This window comes from Desulfonispora thiosulfatigenes DSM 11270, assembly GCF_900176035.1.
Classification (GTDB): domain Bacteria; phylum Bacillota; class Peptococcia; order Peptococcales; family Desulfonisporaceae; genus Desulfonispora; species Desulfonispora thiosulfatigenes.
The window spans coordinates 64,420-86,932 of record NZ_FWWT01000022.1 but is presented as its reverse complement, the minus strand read 5'-3'; the positions used below and the strand labels follow the sequence as shown (position 1 = coordinate 86,932).

The window sequence follows — 22,513 nt, the reverse complement described above, 5'->3', positions numbered from 1 at the left end:
GTTCACTCCCTTAAGAATAAATTTCAGATATTATATAAATGTTAGAATGTTCATATGTTCATATGTTCAGATGTACGGACATCTGTATCCAAAAAAATAGCCTTCTTACAATGATTAATTTTCAATTTTCATTTCGCCCCAGCTTTACGATAAAAGCATAATGATCGGAACGATAAACACTGTGCTCATATTCCACAATATTGCCTTCTCGATCAAAATTAAGGCGCTCTATAAATAAAACAGGAATAGTTTCGTCTATATTAAGTAACTTACATTCTTCCTTTACAGGCATTCTACAAGTGATTATCTGCTTTGCATCCCAAAGTTTTACGCCTAAGGAATCGAGCAAACTATAAGAAGCAACATTATCCCAATTAAATTTAGCTAATTTTTTCCCTAACTCCAGAGGGTAATAGTTTTCCTCAATGGATACTGGGTTTTCATCTGCATAACGTATTCTTTTTACTTTATAGAAAACTTCCTCTTCTAATGTCTTAGCTACGTTTTGAGGAGTACTAGTCATTTCCATACTTAAAAACTTAATATATGGCTTCATACCCATGTCATCAATAATGTTTTCATAAGTACTAAAACTACCTAGCCATTCTTCTACTGGCTTTAACGAGATAAAGGTTCCTTTACCATGTCTTTTTTCTAAAATTCCCTCTTCTACGAGTGCTGCTATTGCTTGACGAATTGTAGATCTACTTACAGAGAATCTTTCCATTAAATCTAATTCACCTGGAATCTTTTCATCATAAACTTCATTTAAAATTTCTTCTTCAAGTTTAATTTTTATCTGTATATGTAATGGCAAATGTTTTGTAAATCCCAAATTAATCTACCTCTCATAAAATTGATTGAATTTTGTGGCAACTCTAGCTAAATCATTAATAAAATTAAAACCTTTAGTATCTTTTGCTTTCTACATCTATATTTTAATATTTTAAATTTATAACCTTATTTAAAATATTTCTTCTACTACTTGACGAATTACTTTTGTAATAACTTCACAATCTTCTAAACTAAAGGTAAGTGGTATGCGGAAATCACATAAGAAATCTAAAACTTCTCTTGTTTGAGGAAGCTTTTGTTTCTCTTTGATATATTCCCAACTTTCCCAAGAGCTTGTAAATCCATTAGGTTCTTTTGCCCCAAACCACTTAATTTCTACCCCTCTTTCTGCACATACAGCTATAAACTTTTCTACCATTTCAATATTAATATCAGTAAGAGTAAATTGCAGTGAAGATGCTACAAAATGTTCTTTTTCTGGTCTTTTAGGAATACGAATATGATTTACTCCTTCTAATCCCTTTGCTAACACATAGTATCTATCATTCCATCGCTTTAATTGTGTATCAAGATCCGCTAATTGAGGTCTAAGTAATGCAGCTACTAAATTTGACATTCTTAAGCTAAAATTAGGAATATTCTTTTTATGACGTTCAAACACTTCTACCGAAGGTCTAGAAATATGTCGATCAAATAACATATAAGATCCAGAATATAAAATAGCTTTAGCTATAACGTCTTCATCATTTGAAACTAATAGTCCACCTTCTCCTGAATTCATATGCTTATAAGTTTGAGTAGAATAACAACCCGCCTTACCAAATGTTCCCGTATATTTATCGCCCCAACGAGCACCTACTGTATGAGCACAATCTTCAACTAAGGTAATTCCTAGACGACTACAAATTTCTGTAACTCTATCCATATCAACAATGTTTCCACGCATATGAGATAAAAGTAAAAACTTTGCCTGTGATTCAACCGCTTTTTTCTCTAAATCATCCAGATTAGTTAAGAAATTTTCATCAATCTCTAAAAATACAGGTATTCCCCCAGCATTTTCGATTGCCCCTGGTACAGGTGCTAATGTAAATGCATTACATAAAACCTTATCACCTGGCTTTACTCCCACACTCTTTAAGGCAACATATATTGCACTACCACAAGAAGAAAGTCCAGCACAATACTTTGCTCCTACATAGTCAGCATATTCTTTTTCTAAAAGGGCCACATCTGATACTTCACCTTTTGGCGTATTATATCTATGTAGGCATCCTGTCTCTAGTATCTCTAAGGCTCTTTTAATCCCTGCCTCTGGAATTGCTTCTTGGCGCGTAAAATCTTTTTCAAACTTTATAATTTCTTTCGTCTCTGTAGTCATTTAAAAACATCCCTCCAATTAATTGAATAGATACATCTTTTAATGCATTTAAAGCTAAGATGCTTGTGCTTTGTACTATAGATAAATTTAAATTTTTCTTATCTTGATACATTTATATTTGCAAACAGTTAAAGTATGCTAATTTTTAAATTAATTTTTAAAAATAATCAAAAAATTATTTAAATTTCTTTTCACTACCCTAATCATGATCTCTATTCAGCACAATAAAATACGACATATTTGTATGGGTTAACAAATTAATCCCATACATCCAAAAAGGCTAACCATAGGAATATGGTTGGCCTTTTATCTTCATTTATTATCTTTTTAGCTACTCTAATATACATGATAAAAAGAAGTGAATTTGTCTAAGCTTTCGTCAAAATTAACACTTTCTTCTTTGCAGGGGCGATCATTATAATTTTTTTCCATGTATTTATCATAGTAGTTTGTGGTATCTATGTCAACTAATAACTAAATAACTAACTAAACCCAAATTTCCCTATACGCATTACGCGTATATGCATGCATGCGAAATTTGCTGTTTTCTCCATATTCATATCATCTCTATATAGGATTATAGTTATTTAGTTATTGTAGTTAGTTAATGCTTTGGTATGTAAGGGCTTAAGGTGAATAACTTAACGATAACTAAAACATAACTAAAAATTCTTGTTATGATTTTCGCTCCCATATTCTTCTATTTCCATAAATTCCCCACTTGCTAATTTATCTGATTGCTCCCATCCTTCTATTCTTCGTAACATTTTAGTTATTTCGTAGGATTTTGCTCTCTTTAAATCTGCCTTATTTTTGCCAAAAGCTTCGCATTAAATTTCGATTGACACGATTTTTACACTCTATATTTAGCCCATAAAATAATTCTATTATTAATATTTTATGACAGAATTGTTCAGCTTTAACACACCTTGCATCCATTTAGTGCCATTATATCATATGTCCATTTATATGGTAGTAATCCTGCAACTATTTTTTGTCATTGTTGCTGGATTACCTTGAACATCATAGGTGTATTCAGCTATGATATTATTACTTTCATCAGTTTCATAAACTACTTTATCTCCATTGTAGTGGAAATAAACTGTTCCTGCGGATGTAGTCATACTATTTCTTCTACCTTCATGATCATAGGTAAAAGAAGCTATAGTTTGATTTGCAGAATTTTTTACTTCTATTAACCTATTTTCTACATCATAGATAAATTTCTTATTACCATTGTCTGTTAAGTTTCCGTTTTGATCATAAGTGTAGTTTTCCCATCTACTGCTGTTAATTCATTGCCATCGTTATAAGTATAATTAGTAGTTGTTGAGCTACCCTTAGTTACGATTTTCTTTTTCCTGTTTCCTACGGCATCATATTCGTAGGAAATTGTTGTTCCATCTAGTAATATCTCTTGGGTTAACTGATTTAATTCATCGTACTGGTAATTAACAGTTCCATTTTTTGTTACCACACTTGTCCTATTGCCATTAGCATCATAGCCAAAATCCCATTTTTTTACACCACTATGGTATACACCATTCATTAGGTTAAGAGCGTTATAGCTATAAGATACAGTATCTCCCTTAGGGAAAATAATCTTAGTGGTGTTTCCGTTTTTATCGTAACCAAATTGAGTTACTTGATTTAATGGATTGGTTATTTTTGATACTTGATTAAATTCATTATATTCATAGCTTGTTACCTTGTTTCTGGCATCAGTAACAGTTGTACGGTTTCCTGCATTATCATAACCTTATAGGGTTTCATTTAGTTTTGCATCCTTTACTTTAGTTAACAGATTTCTCTTGTCATAGGTAAAGGAGGTTGTTTTCCTTTTCCATCTGTAATACTTGTCCTATTACCAACTGTGTAATTTATTGCTACTTGCAGAGCATAATTTCCGCCACTTATACTCGCACCTTCCTGTTTTGACCATCCAGATAAGGTAAGCTTGGTATTTTCATCACCAGATAAAACAACAACCAGTCCCCTAGATATATATAGTTGTGTTGCTATTTTATACTTATATGGTAATGTGTTTAATATGCTCTACCTTTGTTTACCAAAGACAACATTTAATATATTTTTAGCTACTCTAATATACATGATAAAAAGAAATGTAATCACTAGTCCAAATAAAGTACCACCTACGAAAGCACCCTTTTGGAAAAAATTAATGCCACTTATAATAAGTAAAATAGTTATAAAAAGAAAAGCGATACTAATAGGTAACAGCACTGAAATAATAAAACGTCTTCTAAGTTTTGATGTAACAACTACTTCTTCGTTCTTACAATTATATGAACAATTAGATTTAGCTTCAATGAAGAACCCATAATTTGTTATTTCATCAAATAGGAGCTTAAAAAAAATATTAGATCTTTTCAGCTTTATTTCTAAGACAGCATTATCTTTAATTAATAATTCTCCCTCTTGAATTGAATAAAATGGTCCCTTTAGATTGATTTCTTCATAATATCCTGCTAAAAACATAGCAATCATTGAAAATACGGTATTTAGAAACCATAATCGGGAATTAAGAAAATGTTTTTGCACAAATTTTATGTTGTATTTTCCTGGTAAACATGACCATTTACATTGAAAGTTTTTATCATAATACTTTAAATTGTCATTGATTTTAACTTCATTAATATAAATATCAAATCCTTTGGAATCTGTATCTTCTGTATAACAATAAAATTCCACTTCTTTCTCCTGAGTCATATAATTTTATACGCCTCCCTCCAAAAACCTCAATTAATATTAAGTTCCACTTTTAATAATAGGCTTGTATATCTCTTATATATGTTATTTATTATTTCTTCATTAAGTTATGAAGAGGGGAAAATCAAACATTGATTTTCCCCTAATTATTCTAGTTATTCTATATAGTTATCTTCCCATCAAGTCTTCTATCTGAAGCATAATCCTATAACCCAGCAGCAAAGCTACCTAAACTTAAGATGGAGATTTTGGTATGCTTACTTATTATTTAATACCCTTTGAACAATCTTTTTTTCATATAACTCATCAAATTCTGTAAAAAGACAATTAAAAATTTTTACTTTATTCTTCTCCAAGTATTCAGTTTCTACATTTAAAATAACTGTTTTTGCGACTTCATCATCTAATCTTATATAGCCTAAATCATTCATGAGCATTTCTAATTTATTTTTTATATCTAAACTATATTTATCAAAACTAATGTTTTTAGTAAATTTAAGTTCTCCTGTATCTTCATTAAATTCTGTATCTTCTATATACATGTAATAGTAATTTGCTATTCTACTTATAAAAAGATATAAATCTTGCCTTTTACCTCCTAATACCTTTAATAAATCATTATCGTCATCTAAGATATTTTCAACTTTATTTAGCAAAATTCGAAATTCATAGCATCTCGTATCTTCTAAATCTGTCCAATCAATAACTTTAAACTCAGGAATTAGATTTTGTATTTTTTTAAGAATATTTAATCCTATTACCTTATCATCCTTCTTATTTAAATTTAAGTTATCATTGTTAAATTCATAAATTAAATTATTATTTTCTACATAATTTATATCTGAAAAAAACGAATATATAAATTTGAGAATTTTATCCAATTCATTCATTTTCGATTATCCCCCTTATCAAATCTTTTATCCTGTAATAGTTTCTTGGCTTTCTTAGCTGTCTTTACTCCTTTTTTTGCTAATCTTTCTATTTCATCTAATGTTTTATCTAGATATTCAGAAGGAAATTCTCTATTAATTGCCCCTTTTTTGTATTTTCCTATTACCTCTCTTGCTGTAATATTATAAAAAATATAAGTTACCTTATGGACTATCCATTTACTAAAAATCCCTATACCTAATTTTACTAATATATATCCTGTAGTTAAAAATCCTACAATATCAACAAGATTCCAATAACCATATCGTGTAGCATAATTACCGCTCGGATCCACATATATCACCGGGTTATTCGAACAATAAGCATACTGATTTAGAGATTGTGGATCATCTTCAAACCCATGAAACGTATCTCTTGTTATAAACCTACCAATTTCAGCATCATAATATCTTGCCATTAGATAGTAAAGTCCTGTTACTTCATTAAATCTGTATCCCGCATATCTGTAGGGGTTAGATTCTGCCATTGAGCCTGATTGAGATAATATGTTTCCATAGGCATCATAATTATACTGAGCAACAATAGTACCACTTCCATCAGTCATAGCCATTACATCACCATGTCCATTTACATGGTAATAGTAGGTTGTACTATTTTTTGTCATTGTAGCTGGATTACCTTGGGCATCATAAGTATATTCAGCTATGATATTGTTACTACTATCGGTCTCATAAACTACTTTATCTCCACTGTAATGGAAATAAACTGTTCCAGTTGAAGTGGTCATGCTATTTCTCTTGCCTTCATGATCATAGGTAAAAGAAGCTATAGTTTGATTTGCAGAATTTTTTACTTCTATTAGCTTATTTTCTACATCATAGATAAATTTCTTATTACCATTGTCTGTTAGGTTTTAAGTTATTTTCCCCATCCCAAAATTAGTGCTAATATTGCAAAAATAACAGTTAACATACTGACAATTATTACACCTACATTCGTTATGTCAAAATCACCTAGGAATATAGAAATTAATGCTTCTAATAGATTTTCCCTATCGCTTCGTTTTCTAACTTCTTTATAGCCTAATTTAATTCCTAATAAACCTAATAATAATATAAATATAAGAAATATTATTCTACCCAAAACATTTTCCCTCCTTAATAGCAATAACTAAATTTATAAAGTAAACTATTAATGTCATATAGTTTTCAATAAAAAAGTCGTATTTTTTTATATTATAATATCAGGTTAATTTCCGCTATAAGCAAGAATAGTCAGTAAAATAAATAAAATACCTACAATAATCATAAATATTGGGTAACTTACTGCAAAAACATATATAAATAGTCTCAATTTAAACTCTTTATCTAAGTATAAGATTCTTTTTTGTTTTATAATATCCCAAACTCCAAAAACTATCAAACATACACCTATAATAGTAAATACTATTACTGATAATGTATCCTTCATATCATTTCCTCCGAGTTCTAGTATAAGAAGTACTCTTTTAATCAGTTAATACTTTTTTACTTTTAGAATCTAATAATTTGAGAAGGCCAATTCTGGCCTTCTCATTTATTAATTTAACCCCACTCTTTTCTTACTTCAAGTCTTCTTTGAAAAGCAACTTTAGTAGCACCAGGGATTTTCATAATTGCACTATCTGCTCCTTTAAAGGCTGATTGTATCACCCACTTAATTCGGTCCTTAACCCCTAAATACACAACTGTTGCCACTGCAGAGAACTTAATAGTATCGTAAATTATTTCTTTAAGATACGTATATCTTTCTAGCCATGCTACTGCGGCTGCTTTGACTTTCCATACAGTGAGAGTTGAAACAACAAATATTCCTATTGCTCCCCACGTTACTCTCATATTAATAATTGCTGTTATAGCTCCTTTTCTTCCCCAATTTTCTGTCCATCCTCTTAAATATACATTTGCTGTTCCGCCAGATCCAAGGTAAAGTTTTTTATTAAGGGAAATTGCAATATTTCCACTCGGATCAATTGCCATTATAGGATTATTTTGACAATAAGCGTATTGATTTTGAGATAAAACATTATCCTCGAATCCATGAAAAATATCTCTTGTAATGAACCTAGCTGTATTAGAATCATAATACCTTCCCATCAAATAATAAAGCCCTGTTGCTTCATCATATCTATATCCAGCATATCTGTAAGGGTTTTCTGATGCCATCGAACCACTTTGAGATAATATATTACCCCAGGCATCGTAGCTATACTGTGCAACGATATTGCCACTTCCATCAATTAGAGCCATTACATCGCCATGACCATTCACATGGTAATAGTAAGTCGTGCCATTTTTTGTCATGGTTGCAGGATTATCTTGTGTATCATAAGTGTATTCAGCTATGATATTGTTACTGCTATCGGTTTCATAAACTACTTTATTATCTTGATTGTAATGGAAGTATACAATCCCATTGGATGTGGTCATACTATTCCTTTTACCTGTATAATCATAAGTGAAGGTTGCTAGGGTTTGATTTAAATAACCTTTTATTTCAATTAATCTGTTTTCTGCATTGTAGATAAATGTATTATCTCTATTATTTGTTAAATTTCCATTTTGATCATAGGTGTAAGTTTGCCCGTCTACTGCTGTTAATTCATTGCCAGCGTTATAAGTGTAATTAGTAGTTGTTGAGCTACCCTTGGTTACAATTTTCTTGGTTCTATTTCCTACGGCATCATATTCGTAAGATATTGTTGTTCCATCTAATAATGTCTCTTGGGTTAACTGATTTAATTCATCATACTGATAATTTATTGTTCCATTTTTTGTTACCACACTTGTTCTGTTGCCATTAGCATCATAGGAGTATTCATATTTATCCAGGAGTTCTCCGGATGCGTTGTAATTTTTTATTGCTTTTAAGCGTTTTGCATCATCATATTCTAAGGAAGTATAGGTTTCATTTGAACGCTTTACCGAAATTACATTTCCTTGCTCATCATAGACAAATTTTTCAAGACTTGCACCGTTTCGAGTTAAGCTTGTTACTTGATTTAACGGGTTATAGATATATCCCTGGGTTGATGTTACTGCACATGCTGTAATGGTCATGTCTGTTAGGTTACTGTTATCATCATAGCCATAAGTTACGCTACTACCAAGAGGATCTATTAATTTTGTTACATAGTTTTCATTGGCATCATATTCATATCTTGTAACAGCATTTCCTTCTTCAAGACGCATGGCATCAAACCAGGCTGTTCCGGTTTGGTTATAGTACATATATAAAACGTCTATAGAATTAAATGCCTTGACAGGTTTAATTTTAGCTGCAATATGCTGCCAATCTCCGGTAGTTTTATTAAATTCATTGGCAAAAATTCTACTTTGCTGACTGCCATCTGTGTAATTAACTTCTACCTGCAGTGTATAATTTCCACCACTTATACTCGCACCTTCCTGTTTTGACCATCCGGATAAAGTAAGGTTTGTATTAGCGTCCCCTGAGATATAAATACGCTGCTTTATATATTTATTTTTCCCTGCTTCCCCTGTAACTTTGAAGGAATATTTTCCTGAGTGTACCTTATCGTCTTCTGGATAAAGTAATTGGTCCATCTCCTGCATCAACAATCTGTGCTTCTACATTACTTGTCCATCCATAACCAAAAATTCCAGCAACATTAGATTTTCTACTGTTATATGTCTTTGTAATATCTAAAGGAACACCACTATAAACAATATTACGAATTTTCGTTAAATTGTTCAATGTGACATTTATGTATAAAATAGTAAATTAATCCTTTTGGTTTATGCTTTGTTTGTCAAAAACATTTTTGTAATATTTCTCTATTTTAAATAAGAAGTATTTCTTCTAGTGTGGTATTAAACGGGTAAAAATACATAATAAGGAGCATTCACCACTAACAAATGAATCGTTATAATAAGTGAGCAAACATCAAAGAGGAGACTTAACGAAGTGGACAATCAGGACTTGTCATGCAGGGAATTAGTCCATAGAAAAGAAAGAATATTTTTTATATTAGCAATTGTAGTAAGTATTATCACATATCTAAGTTTAATTTTTTCAGTAATAGGTATCATATTTCTATCTATTGGTATTTTATTTTCGTTATTTTTACATGCTTTAATGTTGGGAAGTATTCGTAGCAATGGGGTACGCTTAAGTCCACAACAGTTTCCACAAATATACTCAAAAGTAGCAGAATTATGTAAGACAATGGATATACCTATAATGCCTGATATTTATGTCTTGGAATCAAGTGGTATCCTTAATGCTTTTGCCACTCGCTTTTTTGGTCGTAACATGGTCGTTCTTTACTCTACTATCTTTGAATTAATTGAATCAGGTGAGGAAGATGAATTATCATTTATTATTGCGCATGAATTAGCACACATAAAACGTATTCAAGAAATTATATTATTTATGGGTGATGATGCAACTAATGGCCTCTCATTGTTATACTCTTTATTGCTGCCAATTTATTGGTATGGGTATACTATTGGAAAAAGAATGTTTAGTATTCGAATTGTTAAATTAAATGGTGAGAAAATAGGAATCGAAACCATGCTTATGAGGATATTAGTAGCCAGCCTAATTTATATTGTAACTTTAGGTATTGGTCTGATTGTTAGCGCCTTTATGATGGGATTTCGTAAAGATAAACGAGCAATTCATGACTTAATCGCTGGAACTTACGTTACTTATGAAAAGCCCTAATAAATCTATTTAGCATAGGAATGAAATGTAAGAGCGATCCTAAATTGGGTCACTCTTATGTGCTAGTTGAAATCTGATAAATTCACTTTTACGAAGAGTTTTACCCTGTGTTCAAAAAATCGCTATTTAAGTCTTGAATTGGAATTACGTGATAATTGATGAAAAAGAATATCCAAACCATGTCTTAATTAAAGATATTCCTTTTTTAAAGGAAAGATACTGGTTTTTAGTACTTATTTCGACTATACTCGAATAACTAATTGATAACATCTTACTTTCAGGGTATACTCTCCATAAGGATGTGATTTTAATGAAAAATCGTGACTTATATTTGACTCAGCTAATTAATTTTAGAGATAAGCCATTAATCAAGGTTATTACAGGTATTAGACGTTGTGGAAAGTCTACACTACTTTCTTTATTTGAAAATTACTTAATTGAAGCTGGTGTATTAAAAGAATACATTATCAGAATGAACTTTGAATCATTTGAATTTGATAATATTTCAAGTTATAAAGAATTACACGCTCATATTGAAAAAAATTTAATTAATAAAAAAGATAAACACTATATTCTACTGGACGAAGTTCAGCAAGTGGATTCCTGGGAAAAGGTCATTAATTCCTTTCTTGTTGATGCCAATGTAGATATCTATATAACTGGGTCAAATGCTTATTTATTATCCTCAGAGTTATCAACTCTTCTATCAGGAAGATATGTTGAAATCAAAATGCAACCTTTGTCTTTTAAAGAATATCTTGATTTTATTGAGTTTAATTTTACAGATAGCGTCCAAGAACAATTTAATAAATATCTGGAATATGGAGGATTACCAACTGTTACTAAGCTTCTCGACCATCCAGATACAATTGGACCATTTTTAGAAGGTATCTATAACACTGTTTTACTAAAGGATGTCATAGAGCGAAATAACATCAGAGATACTGCTCTCTTAGAAAGTGTCTTGAGGTTTATCGGGGCTAATATTGGAAGCGTTATTTCTACAAAAAAAATCAGTGATTATCTAACAAGTAGTGGGAGAAAAACAACGAGCGACACAATTGATAATTATCTCAAAATGCTGGAAAATGCTTTTATCATCTATAAGGCAAATAGATATGACCTTAAAGGAAAGATGTTTCTAAAGACCCTTGAAAAGTACTACATCGTTGATATAGGAATACGAAATCAATTAACAGGACTTAGAAATACCGACTATGGTCATATATTAGAGAATATAATTTATTTAGAACTACTTAGACGAGGATATAATGTAACTATAGGGAAAATTGGATCTTTTGAAGTTGATTTTGTTGCAACTAAGTCCAATGAAAAAATCTACTATCAGGTTTCTGCAACAATACTAGATGAAAAAACTAAAAATAGAGAGTTACGGCCTCTTCAAGCAATTCCTGACAATTATCCAAAGTATATTCTTACAATGGATCAAACTATCTATAGCGACTTTTCAGGTATCAAGGTTTTAAATATTATAGACTTTTTACTAGAGTAACGAAAGCGCCTATACTGTCTGGGTAGGGGTCCCATTTTACCAGGCACACAAAAGGAGGAAATAACTCAAAGGTTGTCTCCTCCTGATTATTTTAGATAAATATTTTAAGATTATTAAGTCACCAATTGCTTTAATTTAATCTTTTATTTAATCTTTTCTTTAATCTTTCATTAACTCCTTAGCAACTCTATTTGCTTCCAAAATTACTTTTTCTTCATCAAAGGCTAAGATTTTTCTATCTTTCATCACTATATTCCCGTTAATTATAGAAGTTTTAACATCTGATCCTTGGGCAGAATAAATAATATTTGCTACTATATCATGACTTGGATACAAATGTGCTTTATGTAAATCAAGTAAAATAATATCTGCCTTTTTACCTACTTCTAAAGAACCAATTTCCTGATCTAAGCCTAGAGCTTTAGCTCCTAAAATTGTTCCCATTTCTAATGCCTGATAGGCTGGGATTACGGTAGGGTTTTTAGAATTTGCTTTGTGTAAAAGGGCTGCCATATGCATTTCTTCAAACATATTTAAATTATTATTACTTGCTGCTCCATCTGTTCCTAGACCTACTATTACTCCCTTTTCTAAAAGCTCAGGTACTGGTGCTATACCGCTAGCTAGTTTAAGATTGCTTTCTGGATTATGAGCAACTGCAACATTATTCTCTTTTAAGATGCCTATATCCCCCTCGGTTAAGTGCACACAGTGTGCGGCAAGTACAGGAAGTTCAAATAAACCTAAATCTTTCATATGCTCTACAGGTGTTTTGCCTGTTCTCTTTTCTATATCAGAAAACTCCGTTTCAGTTTCCGCTAGATGAATATGAATCCCTACATTTAATTCCTTACCAAGTTTAATTATTTTCTCTAAATAATCATCTGTACAGGTATAAGGAGCATGGGGTCCTAGCATACAGGTAATTCTTTCTTCATTTCTCCATTTTTCTATAAACTCTTTACTTTCTTTTAAAGAATCTTCGCCTCTACCATTACCTCCAGTTATTCCTCGTGATAAGGAAGCTCTGATACCGCTATCACTAACAGCTTTTGCTACTTCATTCATAGAAACATACATATCTGCAAAAGTAGTTGTACCTGATTTAATCATTTCTAAACAAGCTAACATACTACCCCAATATATATGTTCTTCGGTGAGCTTTGCTTCTCTTGGCCAAATTTTATTTTCAAGCCATGGCATTAGCTCCATATCATCAGCGTAACCTCTTAAAAGAGTCATGGCTGCATGAGTGTGGCAATTTATGAGTCCAGGGAGGGCTATTGTATTTTTTCCGTCAATAATTTCTACTTGCTCAGTACATTCGAATTTTCCTATCTTTGTAATAACATTATCTTCAATTAAAATATCACCTATCACTGGTTTTTCATTTGTCGAACTCGCCATTGTTAATATATACGAATCTTTTATCAATATTTTTGACATCTAAACACTCCTTAAAGCAATTTCTTAATTTAGGTGGAGGTTCTTCCACTCTACCTGAATTCTAGAACTGCAAATGCATGACTTAGTTGGCGTTTGACTCTCGTCTAAAGAGACGGGAGACTTACGCCAAGTTAGTCAGGTTAAAACTTTTGTCCATAATATTTTAAATAACCCTCACGCATTAATTCTACGTCTTTATCTTCTAGGCTATGGGGTGTACCAATATTACTTGCAATTGCTGCTATTTGCGCAGTTTTTTCGACTAATAAACAAGCCTTAAATGCTTCTTCTAAATCTATTCCTACCCCAACTACACCATGATTTGCTAATAATACTGCTCCTTTATTTCCTAAAGACTTTACGGCATTTTGGGCTAATTCTTTAGTTCCTGGGAGAGCATAATCAGCAACTAAGACTTCTCCCCCGACAACCTGAGCCATATCTTCTATATATGGTAAAATTGGTTTTCTCACTACAGCATAAGCGCTAGCATAAAGGCTATGCGTATGCACAATTCCTGTTATTTCAGGTCTATTTTTATATACCTCTATATGTAAATTTAGCTCACTTGAAGGCTTTCTCTGCCCCTCTTTTAAGTTTCCATCTAAATCTAAACAAACAATATCTTCTTCTGTTAAATGTTCATATTCCATGCCACTAGGTGTTATATATATTTTTTCATTTATCTTTGCACTAATATTTCCCCAAGTTGATGCTACAAGTCCGAGTTTAACCATTCTTTTACCGACTTCGACTATTTGCTTTTTAATTTCCATTTCCCAGCACCTTCTGAATATTTTGGGTGTAATTTGGTTTTATTACACCTTTATCCGTAATAATTGCCGTAATAAGTTCATTTGGTGTAAGGTCAAAAGCAGGATTAAAGACATTTGCAGTAGGTGGGGCTATATAAACATCACCTATTTTTCTTATTTCATCTGCTGCCCTTTCTTCTATAGGTATTTCTTTTCCTGATTCTAAGCTAAAATCAAAGGTAGATACGGGAGCTGCCACATAAAAAGGAATATTATGTGCTTTAGCCAGTACAGCTAAGCCATAAGTACCAATTTTATTAGCAACATCACCATTAGCTGCAATTCGATCTGCACCAACGATAATACAATCAATTAATTTTAATTGCATGCAGTAAGCTGCCATATTATCACATATTAAGGTTATCGGAATATTATCTTCCATTAATTCATATGCAGTTAGTCTTGCCCCTTGTAATAAAGGACGAGTTTCATCCACATATACCATAGAGACTTTTCCTTGCTGAGAGCTAGCCCTAATTACGCCTAAGGCTGTACCATAACCAGCAGTTGCAAGACTTCCTGCATTACAATGCGTTAATATTCGAGCATTATTTGGAATAAGAGCACTACCATGTCTACCCATTTTACGATTCATTTCTAAATCATCTGTTTCTATGAAAATAGCTTCCTTTTCTAGTTCCTGGATAACCTCTGACACTTCTGTATGCTTGTTAATAATTTTTTTCATTCTCTCTATTGCCCAAAATAAATTAACGGCTGTAGGACGTGTCTGGTTTAATTCATCACAAGCCTTTAATAAATTTTCTTTAAAATTATTTATCTCTAAATTTTCATATTCTTTACTTGCTAATACTACACCATAAGCTGCGGCTACTCCAATTGCAGGAGCCCCCCTTACTTTCATGGTTCTGATAGCATCGCAAACAGTAAGATAATCTTTACATTCTACATATTCTAAAACTAGAGGTAATTTAGTTTGATCTAAAAGCATTAATTTATCTAGCTCAAATTTAACTACTTTCATTTTTACTCCTCCTTACCTAAGTTTCCAAGTTCCTTCGTAGCTAAAGGACATACACAATTTTGTTTTTCCGCAATGTTTTCTAAAACCACCATTAAGAGATCTTGTAATTTTTCCTTATTTTGCGCCATTGTTTCTGTGACCTCAGCATGGGTTAACTCATTTTGGCTTATTCCAGCTGCAAAATTTGTAACCATGGCAATACTTGCATAACACATTCCCAGCTCTTTGGCTAATACTACTTCTGGGACGCTTGTCATTCCTACAACATCAGCATTCCATAAAGAAAACATTTTTATTTCTGCGGGTGTTTCAAAACGTGGTCCTTCAGTACATATATAATTCCCTTTTGGGTGTAAGGTGATATCTTTAGGACATACCTGTGCAATAAGATTTCTAGTTTCTGGGCAATAAGGATTAGTCATATCTAAATGTAAGACGCCTTTTTCTCCACCTTCATAAAAGGTTTGCTCGCGATTTTTTGTAAAATCTATAAATTGGTCTAACAGAACAAAATCTCCTGGCCTTAAGTCCTCTCTTAATGATCCTACGGCAGCAGTTGCAATTATCTTTTTTACTCCTAAATTTTTTAGAGCATAAATATTTGCTCTATAATTTATGAGATGTGGAGGGACAGAGTGACCTTGTCCATGCCTGGCTAAAAATGCTACCTTTTTCGAAAAAACCTCGCCTATTGTAATACTAACCTTTCCATAAGGAGTATCTTCATCTACTATTTTAAGATTTGTTAACATTTTAGGATTATATACACCTGTTCCACCGATAACTGCAAAATCAATTTTCATCATCTGTATCCTCTGCATTTTCTTTGTCTTCTGTATCCTCCATCTCAGCAAATAAGGCAGCTGAAAAATCATTTGGATTAAAATCTTGTAAGTCTTCCATTTTTTCTCCGACTCCTATTAATTTAACAGGTAAATTTTGCTCTGCTTTTATTCCTATTACTACTCCGCCCTTAGCAGTTCCATCTAATTTTGTTAAAATAGCACCTGTAAGTCCTGTTACTTCACTAAATATCTTAGCCTGGGAAACTGCATTTTGACCTGTGGTTGCATCTAGTACTAATAAAACTTCACTTAAAGAGTCTGCTGCTTCTCTATCAATAATTCTTCTAATTTTTTTAAGCTCTTCCATTAAATTAGTTTTGTTATGTAATCTACCCGCTGTATCAATAATTAAGACATCTGCTTTTCTAGCCTTAGCAGCTTGGATACCATCATATACTACCGCCCCTGGGTCAGCACCTTCATTATGACCGATAACATCAATTCCTACTCGTTCTCCCCAAATCTTCAATTGTTCTGTTGCTGCTGCTCTAAAGGTATCCGCTGCTGCTAAGACAACCTTTTTACCTTCATTCTTTAATTTATAGGATATTTTCCCGATACTAGTTGTTTTACCAACACCATTAACCCCTACAACTAAAATAATATTTAATCTACCATCAACTATATTTAATTTTTCAGGCTCAGTTCCAAGGATATTAACTATTTCCTCACCCAGGATAGCTTTTAATTGTACGACATCTTTGATTTTTCTTTTTTAACCCTTGCTCTAATTGTCTCAACTAGTTGTATAGAAGTTTCAACTCCTACATCACCTTGAATCAAAACTTCTTCTAATTCATCATAAAGATCATCTGTAATGGCTCTATTTTTAGTAAATACTTCAAATACCTTTTCCACAAAACCTTTCCTGGTTTTACTTAAACTATCTTCTAATTTTGTATTACCACCAAATGTTTCTTTAACTTTACTTTTTATTTTTGAGAAAAAACCCATATTATTACACCTCTTTTTTAATTTCTTTAAATTCATGTAACCTTCCTAATTATTTACTGAGCTTTATCATAATCACTTAATTTTACAGAAATAAGTTTAGATACTCCCGAATTTTCTACAGTAACCCCATATAACACATCTCCAATTTCCATAGTTCCTTTACGATGAGAAACAATGATAAATTGTGTATTTTGGGAAAACTTTTTGATATACTCAGCAAATCTATATACATTTGCTTCATCTAATGCTGAGTCTATTTCATCTAAAACACAAAAAGGACTTGGCTTAATTTTTAAAATACCTAGTAATAAAGCAATAGCTGTCATAGCTCGTTCTCCTCCTGATAATAAAGAAAGTGATTGTGGTTTTTTACCTGGAGGCTTTGCAATAATTTCTATACCCGTGTTTAATAAATCCTTTTCATCTGATAATTGTAAAAATGCGGTACCCCCTCCAAACAGTTCACTAAAAACTTGATTAAAGGCTGTATTAATTAAATCAAAGGCTTCTTTAAATCTTTTAACCATTATGACATCCATTTCAGAGATTACTTTTCGCAGTGACTCTTTGGCTTCGGTTAAATCATTATACTGCTGAGAGAGAAAATTTAGTCTTTCCTGAACTCGTTCATATTCATTTATAGCAGTGAAATTGACTAGTCCTAAATTTTCTATTTGTTTGGTTAACTCATTTATTTTGCGTTTTGCTTCTTCATAATCAAATTCTTCTACCTTTATTTCTTGTGCTTCTAGAGGGGTAAGATTAAATTCTTCCCACAATTTATCTATAGTGATTTTCAAGTTAATTTCAACTTTATTAAGTTTTATTTCATTTTTATGTTTTTCTTGATTTAAGTTTTCACTTATTTTTTTCTGTTTTTTAGCACTTTCTTCTAAGGTATCTATTTCCCCGCTAATTTTTTGAGTTTTATCTTTCAAACTAATAATTTTATTATTCTCAGATTCTAATTTATTAATTAGCATAATCTTATTTTCCTGTTGTTTGGTAATCTCTTCTTCGATTTTAATTATCTGATCTTTAATATTCACTTTTTCTAGCTTTAATTCTTTACTATCCTGATTAAATGTCTCTTTATTTTTTTCTAATTCACTTAACCTTAATTCTAAAGACCTTTTTTCTTGTAAAAGTGTCGCATTATTTACCTTTTCCTTATTTAAGTTCTCCATACAATCATTTTTAAGGTAGGTTAGTTTTTTAAGCTTTTCTTTTAAATCTTGGGCACTTTTATCCGCATTATCCGAATTTAATTTTAGGTTTTCTCTTTGGGTAAGGAGTTGTTTGTGCCTATTTTCGAGCACCTTTATTTCTGTATTTAAAACGTCCTTTTTAGTTTCGTTTTTTGCATTTTGAATATTTAAGGTCTCGATTTCTTTACTTATATTATCTCTATAATTATTAATTTCTACTAGCTTTAAGCTTTTATTTTGCACCTCAATTTTAAGCTCTACACTTATTTTACTGTGATGTTCATACTCTTTTTCGCTTTTATTTAATTCATCCGTAAGCATTTCAAGGCTATTTTTGGCTCTTGCTATTTTCGTAGTTAAATCACCTATTATTCTTTTTCTGCTGATTAAACCTGTTTTTTGCGTGCGATAGCTCCCCCCTGTTAAGGCGCCACTAGGAGCAATTAAGTCTCCTTCTAAAGTAACCATTCTAAAGAAATTGTTTTTTTGTTTGCCTAGCCTAACTGCATTTGCTAAATCAGTTACTACTAAAACTTTACCTAGAATAAATTCTAAAACTTCCTTATATTTTGGATTAAATTCAATTAATTCAATAGCGCGCCCTAATATATTAGGGTCAGTAAAATTAACTTTACTAGCTGTACCTTTAACTGTATCTAGTGGTAAAAAGGTAGCTCTACCCTTTTTCTCTTTTTTTAAATAATTAATTGCCTCTTCGGCCACCTTACTATTTTCTGCTACTAAATGCTGTAAAGATGATCCTAATACAGTTTCAATCGCAAGTTCTAGTTTTTGAGGAACTTTTATAATATCTGCTACTGTACCAATTATCCCTGGTAATTTTCTTTCTAATACAGACTTAACCCCAAAGAGATACCCCTCTTTAGATTCTTCCATATCCTTATTTACTTGTAGACTTGAAATATCTTTTTGTAATTCTATTTGTTTATCCAATATTTCCTTTTTAATTTGATTCGTGTTTGCCTCTAATTTAGTTAATCTTTCTTCTAACAAAGTTAGTTTAATTTCAAGATTTTCTTTATTTTTACTTTCTAATTCATGATTTTTTTGGATTTTTGCATAATCTTCTTTAAGTTCTGTAATTTTGCTATTAGATTCTTCCTCATTATGTGCTATTTGCCTTAGTTCTCTATGTTTATATTCTAGTTCATTACTAATGTTAGTTAGCTGATTTGTAATATTAGCACTATCTTGAAAACTACTTAAAATATTTGCCTGATATTTTTCTAATGTTAAAGTGCTTTCATCTAAGGTTTTAGTTTTTTCTGCTAAATCACTGGTTAATCTCTCCAAATTTTCCTGGGAGACAAGATATTTTTGCTTTAATATGTCTGCTTCTACCTGTGATTCCAAAATTACTTTACCTAATTCTTGCTCTTTTGTACTTAATGTTTCTATTTCTTTTTCAATTCTGTTTATTCTCTCGCTGTAATTTTGTTTTCTTTCCTTAGTTATTTCTATTTGATGTTCATTTTTTTCAAGCTCACTACTTAAATTATAATAATCTTGTTGTAAACTAACTACCTGTTTATTTTCCTCTTGTAATTTTAAACGTAATTGGCTCGTGTTTGCTTCTAATCTATGATAGATAGTATTATTCTCGGTTAAACTATTTTCTATTTCAGTTAACTGTTTTTGATAATGCTCTTTTGTTTTTTGCCTATTATCTACTTCTTTGAGAAGGATATTTATTTTTAATTGGTCTAACTCGTTTTTCCAGATATTATACTGCTTGGCATCCTTTGCTTGTTCATTCAAGGGTTCTAATTGTTCTTTTAGCTCTAACATTATGTCATTTACCCTAATTAAAGTTTGATCTGTATCTTCTAACTTTTTTTGTGCCTCTGTTTTACGATATCTGTATTTTACAATTCCGGCCGATTCTTCTATTAAATTTCTTCTGTCTTCAGGTTTTAAAGATAAAACTTCATCAATTTTTCCTTGTCCAATAATGGAAAATCCTTCTTTACCTATTCCCGTATCCATAAATAATTCATAAATATCTTTTAAGCGACAAGAAGCTTTATTAATTAAATATTCACTTTCTCCTGATCTAAACAAGCGCCTTGTAATATTTATTTCATTAAAATCTAAGGGCAATGTTCCTTCAACATTAGTAAAGGTCAACGAAACCTCTGCCATCCCAATGGCCTTTTTAGTAGTACTACCAGCGAAAATAATGTCGTCCATTTTTATACCACGCAAGCTTTTTGCACTTTGTTCTCCTAATACCCATCTAATAGCATCTACAACATTACTTTTTCCACTACCATTAGGACCTACTACTGCTGTTATTCCCTTAGTTAATTCTAAGGTGACCTTTTCTGCAAACGATTTGAAGCCTTGTATCTCTAGTTGTTTTAAATGCATAGGGCCACCTCCTTTAGTAAAGCACTTCCTCTGTATATTTTACTAGAAATTCTTCTCGTAAAGATAAATAAGTTTTTTCTTTTTCATCAATTAACATTAAAGATCCTTTTTCTAATTCCTTTTGGGGTAAAACATTGATCTTTGTTATATATTTTTCCTGTAAAAAAGTAATATTTTGATTTTTTTGTCCTTTTACTTGTGATAACTCTCCAGGATAGCAGTATAAATTAATTTCCTGAGAAATATTATCAATTTGTCTAAAAATATTCTCAATTTGTTTTCGAAATACGCGTGCTTTAACAAGTTCGCCCATAGCTGGATGAAAAGGACCTGCTATTAAGTCTTTATCAGTATGCAAATTTTCTGTTGCTTGTAATCCTATACGGATAACATTGATTTTCTTTTGACTAAATAAAATCAACATTTCTGCAGCTACTTCAATCACTTCATCTAAAGACCAAGGTGTATATTCTTTTTCTTGATACATTTCGGCAAGTTTTGTATCCTTAATAACTACTGTTGGATATATTCTCACCATATCGGGCTTTAAGTTTAATACTCTTTTTGTTGTATCTAATACTTTTTGAGGAGTATCACCCGGGAGTCCTGGCATTAATTGTATGCCTACCTTTATCTTAGCCTTTTTTAATAGAGAAACAGCTTTTTCTACTACCTGTCCTTTATGTCCTCTTTCACTTTTTAATAAAACTTCCTCATCAAGTGATTGAACTCCTAATTCAACAGTTGTTACCTGATATCTTGTTAATCTTTCAATTACCTTTTCATTAATATAATCAGGCCTAGTTGAGAGCCTGATTCCATTTATTATTCCCTGTTTTAATAAAGCATTAGCCTCACTTAAATATTCTTCTTGTAATTCAGCTTTTATCCCTGTGAAACTGCCTCCATAAAAGGCAATTTCGAGATAATATTTTTTTTCATTATTTAATGTATTTAAAAATTCAGTAGTAATCTTACTAATCATTTCTTTAGTAGGAATTTCTGAAATACCTGCTATTTTTCTTTGATTACAAAAAACACAGGTATGAGGACAACCAAGATGTGGAATGAAAATAGGTATTACTAATGTTTTCATTTTAAAATATCCATCTTTCTAAGGGAAGCTTCTGCTGCCTTTTGTTCTGCTTCTTTTTTTGTTTTTCCTTTTCCGGTTGCATATAATTTTTCATTTATGAAAACACCACTTTTAAATTCCTTATCATGGTCAGGTCCTTCTTCAGATATAATTTTATATTCAATCATTACAGATTGTTGTTTTTGCAAATGTTCTTGAAGTTGGGTTTTATAATCCCCATAGTCTCCAGAAATCACCTTTTCAATATCGGGCATAATGTATTTTAAAGTGAAATCCTTAATTTTATCTAAACCAAGTTCTAAATATAGGGCTCCTACTACTGATTCATAAGCATCAGCTAAATTTGAATTTCTTTTAGAACCTCCTGCTAATTTTTCACCTTTACCCATTAATAAATAAGGGCCTAGTCCTAACCTATTTGCTGCCCTTGCTAAACTAGCTTCACATACAACTGCTGCCCTTATTTTTGTTAATTCACCTTCAGTTTTATTAGGATATTCTTTATAAAGATATTCTCCTACAATCAACCCCACTACAGCATCACCTAAAAATTCGAGCCTTTGATTATGTTCATCTCTTTTTTGTCCATTTTCAAAAACATAAGAAGGATGAGTTAAAGCTATATTTAATAAATAATATTTATTTAAATTTAAGTCTATTTTTCCTATTAATTTATCTAGTTGTTTTTTTCTTTCTATATTAATCATGAGTCACCTCCGTTAGAATTATTTTACA

General features: G+C 31.4%; 21 protein-coding genes and 2 pseudogenes. 2 read left to right on the top strand and 21 right to left on the bottom strand.

Annotation, left to right across the window (positions count from 1 at the left end; translation table 11 throughout):
• Window positions 1-121 precede the first annotated feature (121 nt).
• From B8965_RS09260 to B8965_RS12335, 12 genes and pseudogenes are all read right to left on the bottom strand, one after another.
• Complete coding sequence (locus B8965_RS09260; RefSeq protein WP_242941972.1) at window positions 122-835, bottom strand: GntR family transcriptional regulator; 714 nt, start codon at window positions 833-835, stop codon at window positions 122-124.
• A gap of 129 nt (window positions 836-964) precedes the next feature.
• Complete coding sequence (locus tag B8965_RS09255) at window positions 965-2,176, bottom strand: DegT/DnrJ/EryC1/StrS family aminotransferase (RefSeq protein ID WP_084053913.1); 1,212 nt, start codon at window positions 2,174-2,176, stop codon at window positions 965-967.
• The gene (locus B8965_RS12475) at window positions 2,142-2,288 is read right to left on the bottom strand and encodes a hypothetical protein (RefSeq protein ID WP_159446317.1); all 147 of its coding nucleotides are present in this window, start codon (window positions 2,286-2,288) and stop codon (window positions 2,142-2,144) included. Before B8965_RS12475 ends, B8965_RS09255 begins: the two co-directional genes overlap by 35 nt.
• Window positions 2,289-3,141: 853 nt before the next feature.
• Complete coding sequence (locus B8965_RS13085; RefSeq protein ID WP_242941971.1) at window positions 3,142-3,300, bottom strand: hypothetical protein; 159 nt, start codon at window positions 3,298-3,300, stop codon at window positions 3,142-3,144.
• Window positions 3,301-3,419: 119 nt separating this feature from the next.
• Window positions 3,420-3,920, bottom strand: a pseudogene (locus B8965_RS13110) (hypothetical protein); the annotation flags it as partial.
• A 311-nt stretch (window positions 3,921-4,231) separates the two neighbouring features.
• Window positions 4,232-4,906, bottom strand: coding sequence for a hypothetical protein (locus B8965_RS09240; RefSeq protein ID WP_084053911.1), 675 nt, complete (start codon window positions 4,904-4,906; stop codon window positions 4,232-4,234).
• A 257-nt stretch (window positions 4,907-5,163) separates the two neighbouring features.
• Window positions 5,164-5,796: a hypothetical protein gene (locus B8965_RS09235; protein ID WP_084053909.1), complete on the bottom strand. Its 633-nt coding sequence runs from the start codon at window positions 5,794-5,796 to the stop codon at window positions 5,164-5,166.
• Window positions 5,793-6,692: pseudogene (locus tag B8965_RS09230) on the bottom strand (RHS repeat-associated core domain-containing protein); the annotation flags it as partial. The gene B8965_RS09235 and the pseudogene B8965_RS09230, both read right to left, overlap by 4 nt.
• A 23-nt stretch (window positions 6,693-6,715) precedes the next feature.
• Entirely contained in the window at window positions 6,716-6,940 is a 225-nt protein-coding gene (locus B8965_RS09225) for a hypothetical protein (RefSeq protein WP_084053904.1), read from the bottom strand.
• A 105-nt stretch (window positions 6,941-7,045) separates the two neighbouring features.
• Window positions 7,046-7,267, bottom strand: a complete 222-nt coding sequence (locus tag B8965_RS09220) for a hypothetical protein (RefSeq protein WP_084053902.1) — start codon at window positions 7,265-7,267, stop codon at window positions 7,046-7,048.
• A 113-nt stretch (window positions 7,268-7,380) separates the two neighbouring features.
• Entirely contained in the window at window positions 7,381-9,411 is a 2,031-nt protein-coding gene (locus B8965_RS09215) for an RHS repeat domain-containing protein (RefSeq protein ID WP_084053900.1), read from the bottom strand.
• Window positions 9,371-9,553, bottom strand: a complete 183-nt coding sequence (locus B8965_RS12335) for a DUF6531 domain-containing protein (protein WP_144015894.1) — start codon at window positions 9,551-9,553, stop codon at window positions 9,371-9,373. Before B8965_RS12335 ends, B8965_RS09215 begins: the two co-directional genes overlap by 41 nt.
• Before the next feature lie 210 nt (window positions 9,554-9,763).
• On the opposite strand from B8965_RS12335, the gene B8965_RS09210 reads away from it, so the two are divergent.
• Together B8965_RS09210 and B8965_RS09205 are read left to right on the top strand one after the other, a co-directional pair.
• Window positions 9,764-10,525: an RDD family protein gene (locus B8965_RS09210; RefSeq protein ID WP_200805905.1), complete on the top strand. Its 762-nt coding sequence runs from the start codon at window positions 9,764-9,766 to the stop codon at window positions 10,523-10,525.
• Between the two features lie 310 nt (window positions 10,526-10,835).
• A complete protein-coding gene (locus B8965_RS09205; protein ID WP_084053898.1) occupies window positions 10,836-12,038 on the top strand; it encodes an ATP-binding protein in 1,203 nt (400 codons plus the stop codon).
• A gap of 159 nt (window positions 12,039-12,197) precedes the next feature.
• Here the strand turns inward: B8965_RS09205 and B8965_RS09200 are convergent, their stop codons facing one another.
• The 9 genes from B8965_RS09200 to rnc form a co-directional block, all read right to left on the bottom strand.
• A complete protein-coding gene (locus B8965_RS09200) occupies window positions 12,198-13,484 on the bottom strand; it encodes an amidohydrolase (RefSeq protein ID WP_084053896.1) in 1,287 nt (428 codons plus the stop codon).
• A 140-nt stretch (window positions 13,485-13,624) separates the two neighbouring features.
• Complete coding sequence (locus tag B8965_RS09195; protein WP_084053894.1) at window positions 13,625-14,260, bottom strand: class II aldolase/adducin family protein; 636 nt, start codon at window positions 14,258-14,260, stop codon at window positions 13,625-13,627.
• Window positions 14,250-15,284 (bottom strand): S-methyl-5-thioribose-1-phosphate isomerase, encoded by a 1,035-nt coding sequence (mtnA, locus tag B8965_RS09190; protein ID WP_084053892.1) that lies wholly within the window; start codon window positions 15,282-15,284, stop codon window positions 14,250-14,252. Before mtnA ends, B8965_RS09195 begins: the two co-directional genes overlap by 11 nt.
• Before the next feature lie 2 nt (window positions 15,285-15,286).
• Entirely contained in the window at window positions 15,287-16,087 is an 801-nt protein-coding gene (gene mtnP, locus B8965_RS09185; protein WP_084054265.1) for an S-methyl-5'-thioadenosine phosphorylase, read from the bottom strand.
• On the bottom strand, window positions 16,077-16,754 hold the full coding sequence (ftsY, locus tag B8965_RS09180) for a signal recognition particle-docking protein FtsY (protein ID WP_479723341.1): 678 nt from the start codon (window positions 16,752-16,754) through the stop codon (window positions 16,077-16,079). The genes mtnP and ftsY overlap by 11 nt, the downstream gene beginning before the upstream one ends.
• 59 nt (window positions 16,755-16,813) lie before the next feature.
• Window positions 16,814-17,119, bottom strand: a complete 306-nt coding sequence (locus tag B8965_RS13105; protein WP_479723340.1) for a signal recognition particle receptor subunit alpha — start codon at window positions 17,117-17,119, stop codon at window positions 16,814-16,816.
• 17 nt (window positions 17,120-17,136) lie between these two features.
• Window positions 17,137-20,682 carry a chromosome segregation protein SMC gene (gene smc / locus B8965_RS09175; protein WP_084053890.1) on the bottom strand — a complete coding sequence of 1,182 codons (3,546 nt, stop codon included), beginning with the start codon at window positions 20,680-20,682 and terminating at the stop codon, window positions 17,137-17,139.
• A gap of 13 nt (window positions 20,683-20,695) precedes the next feature.
• Window positions 20,696-21,778: an elongator complex protein 3 gene (locus B8965_RS09170; protein ID WP_084053888.1), complete on the bottom strand. Its 1,083-nt coding sequence runs from the start codon at window positions 21,776-21,778 to the stop codon at window positions 20,696-20,698.
• Window positions 21,775-22,485 carry a ribonuclease III gene (rnc, locus tag B8965_RS09165; RefSeq protein WP_084053886.1) on the bottom strand — a complete coding sequence of 237 codons (711 nt, stop codon included), beginning with the start codon at window positions 22,483-22,485 and terminating at the stop codon, window positions 21,775-21,777. Before rnc ends, B8965_RS09170 begins: the two co-directional genes overlap by 4 nt.
• Window positions 22,486-22,513: the final 28 nt, after the last annotated feature.